This window comes from Bradyrhizobium sp. (genome assembly GCF_019244115.1).
GTDB lineage: Bacteria > Pseudomonadota > Alphaproteobacteria > Rhizobiales > Xanthobacteraceae > Bradyrhizobium.
Genome location: NZ_JAFATE010000840.1, coordinates 1 through 4,037, shown reverse-complemented (window position 1 = coordinate 4,037; position 4,037 = coordinate 1). Strand labels below are relative to the sequence as shown.

At 65.0% G+C, this 4,037-nt stretch carries 4 protein-coding genes; all 4 read left to right on the top strand.

What is annotated here, in order from left to right; all coding sequences use genetic code 11:
- Window positions 1-238 precede the first annotated feature (238 nt).
- Window positions 239-613, top strand: a complete 375-nt coding sequence (locus JOZ76_RS35650) for a hypothetical protein (RefSeq protein WP_366938668.1) — start codon at window positions 239-241, stop codon at window positions 611-613.
- A gap of 217 nt (window positions 614-830) precedes the next feature.
- A complete protein-coding gene (locus JOZ76_RS35645) occupies window positions 831-2,051 on the top strand; it encodes an LL-diaminopimelate aminotransferase (RefSeq protein ID WP_291706060.1) in 1,221 nt (406 codons plus the stop codon).
- A 27-nt stretch (window positions 2,052-2,078) separates the two neighbouring features.
- Window positions 2,079-3,398 (top strand): homoserine dehydrogenase, encoded by a 1,320-nt coding sequence (locus JOZ76_RS35640; RefSeq protein ID WP_291706059.1) that lies wholly within the window; start codon window positions 2,079-2,081, stop codon window positions 3,396-3,398.
- Window positions 3,399-3,470: 72 nt separating this feature from the next.
- Window positions 3,471-4,037 (top strand): fructose-bisphosphatase class II (locus tag JOZ76_RS35635; RefSeq protein WP_291706058.1); only part of this gene is annotated, 567 nt, incomplete at its 3' end.

Below are 4,037 nucleotides of genomic sequence, written 5' to 3'. Positions count from 1 at the left end.
TTCAAAGTATTTATCAGGTGAATGACGCATCATGACGCTTCGCGTTTCTGTTGCATTGCGATAAACTACCTTGGTTCGGACAAACTAAAGTCCCACGGCAAGTTTCAGTTCGGCAGCCGATCATTTCGGCGCGACAATGCGTCGGGCTTGGTTGCCAAGACCGGTCGATGAAATCTCCGGTCGGGATGGTGCAAGGGAATCTTCTGACAAGGCCATGGCGGCGGACCGACGAAGTCAGGTGATTGATCGAGGGTTTGGCGGTGTGCTCTCTCTGGGCGCGCTCGTCGCGATGACGCTTGCGCTGGCCGGTTGTTCCACCTCGATCGCCGATCTTCCGGTCGGCAGCACGGCCGATACGCCGGCTCCGCACGAGCCCAACGGCTATCTGCCGGTTCACGACCTGCCGCCTGACCGCGAAGAGCAGGTCATTCCCCCTGCGGAGCGGGCCAAGATTCAGGCCGAGCTGCTCAAGGCCCGGGACCACCAGGCCACGGCGGCCGCTCCGACAGCCACGGCTCCGACGCCCCCCGCGGCCGCTAACAAGGACGCTGGCCCGCCCAAACAGACGCGGCGGGCGAAGCCGCCGCCGGGCGAGAGCCGGGCCGAAGATTGAGGGGATGGCCGTCTAACGGCTGGAATGGCCGGCCCGCCATGCTAAAAGTATCAAACAATCGCAAAGTGATCGGCGAGAGATGTCGTTCTCGCCTGCAGAGCTTGCCGTAAGTCTTTGATTTTGCACGGATAGTGCCGGACGGATCAGGCGTCCGAGAATCTTGTGCGGTGTCGTTTGGCTTGCGGCGTGCCCGATCGGTTGCCGGAGTGAAGGAGCCATGGAAGATTTTTACCGCATCCGTCGCCTGCCGCCTTATGTCTTCGAGCAAGTGAACCGGGCCAAGGCGGCCGCGCGGAACGCCGGCGCCGACATCATCGACCTCGGCATGGGCAATCCGGATCTGCCGGCGCCGCTCCATGTGCTGGAGAAACTGAAGGAGACGCTGGGCAAGCCGCGGACCGACCGTTATTCCGCCTCGCGCGGCATTACGGGGCTGCGCAAGGCCCAGGCCGCCTATTATGCGCGGCGTTTCGGGGTCAAGCTGAACCCCGAAACCCAGGTCGTGGCGACCTTGGGGTCGAAGGAGGGCTTTGCCAACGTGGCCCAGGCGATCACGGCGCCCGGCGACGTCATCCTGTGCCCGAATCCGAGCTATCCGATTCACGCTTTCGGCTTCCTGATGGCGGGCGGCGTGATCCGTTCGGTTCCCTCCGAACCGACCCCGCAATTCTTCGAGGCGGTCGAACGCGCCATCCTGCACTCGATTCCAAAGCCGCTGGCGCTCGTGGTCTGCTACCCGAGTAACCCGACCGCCTATGTTGCGAGTCTCGATTTCTACCGGGATCTCGTCGCGTTTGCGAAGCGGCACGAGAGCATCATCCTGTCTGACCTCGCTTATGCCGAGGTCTATTTCGACGACGCCAATCCACCGCCCTCGGTGCTGCAGGTGCCGGGTGCGGTCGATGTGACAGTCGAATTCACCTCGATGTCAAAAACCTATTCGATGGCCGGCTGGCGCATGGGCTTTGCCGTCGGCAACGAGCGGATCATAGCGGCGCTGGCGCGGGTCAAATCCTATCTCGACTACGGCGCCTTCACGCCGGTCCAGGTTGCCGCAACCGCCGCCCTCAACGGACCCGACGATTGCATTCGCGAGATGCGCGAAACCTATCGCAGGCGCCGCGACACGCTGGTCGAATCGTTTGCCCGGGCGGGATGGGAGATTCCGCCGCCGCAGGCGTCGATGTTCGCCTGGGCGCCGCTGCCAAAAGCCTTTGAAGGGGTCGGCAGCATGCAGTTTGCAACCCTGATGGTGGAAAAGTCCGGGGTTGTGGTCTCGCCCGGCGTCGGTTTTGGCGAGCATGGCGAGGGGTTTGTGCGGATCGCGATGGTGGAAAACGAGCAGCGCATTCGCCAGGCCGCGCGCGGGGTGCGCCGTTTCCTTGAAAGCGGCATCGAAACGTTGCACAACGTGGTTCCCCTCGCCACCCGGCGGTAATTTTCTTCCGCAAGGTCGTTTCACGTCATGGTCGCAGCCCTGAAAGTGGGTATCGCGGGACTCGGCACCGTGGGCGCCGAAGTCGTTCGCCTCATCGAGACCCAGGCGCGCACGCTGTCCGCGCGCTGCGGCCGCAACGTGCGCGTGACGGCGGTCACCGCCCGGTCCAAGGCGAAGAAGCGCGACCTTGAGTTGGCCGACGTCGCCTGGGCGAAGACGCCGCTCGAGCTTGCCGTCGATCCGGAGGTCGACTGTTTCGTCGAACTGATGGGCGGAGCAGGGGAGCCGGCGCTGTCGGCGGTCGAGGCTGCGCTGAAGGCTGGCAAGTCCGTCGTCACGGCCAACAAGGCTCTGCTGGCCAAGCATGGTGTGCGGCTCGCCAAACTGGCCGAGCAGAAGGGCGGCGCGCTGAATTTCGAGGCCGCGGTGGGCGCCGCGATTCCCGTGGTGAAGACGCTGCGCGAGGGGCTTGCGGCCACTGCCATCGATCGCGTCTACGGCATACTCAACGGCACCTGCAATTACATCCTGACCCGGATGGAACAGGAGGGCCTGTCATTCGACGAATGCCTGAAGGACGCCCAGCGTCTCGGCTATGCCGAGGCCGACCCGTCCTTCGACATCGACGGCCACGACACCGCGCAGAAGCTGGCGATTCTCGCGAGCCTGGCCTTCGGCACAAGGGTCGCGCAGAGCGCGGTTTATGTCGAAGGCATCTCCTCAATCACCCCGGAGGATCTCCGTGCGGCCTCCGATCTCGGTTATCGCGTCAAACTGCTCGGGGTGGCGGTGCGTACCGCCAAGGGCATCGAGCAGCGCGTGCATCCGACCATGGTGCCAAAGACCTCGTCGATCGCGCAGGTGATGGGCGTGACCAATGCCCTCACCATCGATGGGACAGGCATCCCGCCGATCACGCTGGTTGGGCCCGGCGCCGGCGGGGCCGCGACCGCGTCCGCCGTCGTCGCCGACATCGCCGACGTCGCGCGCGGCATTCGCGCGGCGCCGTTCGGCCGGCCGGTCGAGCGCCTGCAGGAGACCGCGAAGGCGCCGATGGAGCGTCACGAGGGCGGCTATTACATCCGCCTTTTGGCGCGCGATCATGCCGGCACCGCGGCGACGATCGCGACACGGCTCGCGGAACAGAAGATTTCGATCGAATCGATCGTGCAGCGCCATCCCAACGGCAGCAGCACCACGGCGGTCCCGGCCAAGGCGGCGCCGGTGCCGGTCATCCTGATTACCTATGCGACCCATGAGGATGCCGTGTACCGCGCGCTTTCCGCGGTGCAGCGCGACAGAGTGATTTCGGGCCGGCCGCAGGTGATCCGGATCGAGAAGAATTGAATGCGCACATCGCGCGTCAAGCAGTGCTATGCGGGGGTAAGCTTCGCCTGCGTGGCTTGAAGGAGTTTGCTGATGTCGACCCATATTTCCGTCCCGCCGCAATTGTTGCTCGAACGCATCCTCACGCTCGAACTCGTGCGGGTGACGGAGCGGGCGGCGGTGTCGGCCGCGCGGCTGCGCGGCCACGGCAATGAGAAGGCGGCCGACCAGGCCGCCGTCGACGCAATGCGCCGGGAGCTCAACAAGCTGCCGATCGAGGGCACGGTGGTGATCGGCGAGGGTGAGCGCGACGAGGCGCCGATGCTCTATATCGGCGAGACCGTCGGCCTCAAGGCCGGCCCCAAGGTGGACATCGCCGTCGACCCGCTCGAGGGCACCACGCTGTGCGCGAAAAACATGCCGGGCGCGATCGCCACCATGGCGATGGCCGATGGCGGCACGCTGCTGCATGCGCCCGACGTCTACATGGAAAAGCTCGCGGTCGGTCCCGGTTATCCCAAGGGCGTCGTCGAGCTCGATGCTTCGCCGGCCGACAATGTCCGCCGCCTCGCCAAGGCCAAGGGCGTCGATCCCTCGGCGATCACGGTTCTGGTGCTCGACCGGTTGCGCCATGCCGACATCATCCAGGGTGTGCGCTCG

What these genes read in the sequence shown, in the direction of transcription:
- JOZ76_RS35645 (WP_291706060.1), top strand. Translation starts at nt 831, where the DNA reads ATGGAAGATTTTTACCGCATCCGTCGCCTGCCGCCTTATGTCTTCGAG.
- JOZ76_RS35640 (WP_291706059.1), top strand. Translation starts at nt 2,079, where the DNA reads ATGGTCGCAGCCCTGAAAGTGGGTATCGCGGGACTCGGCACCGTGGGC.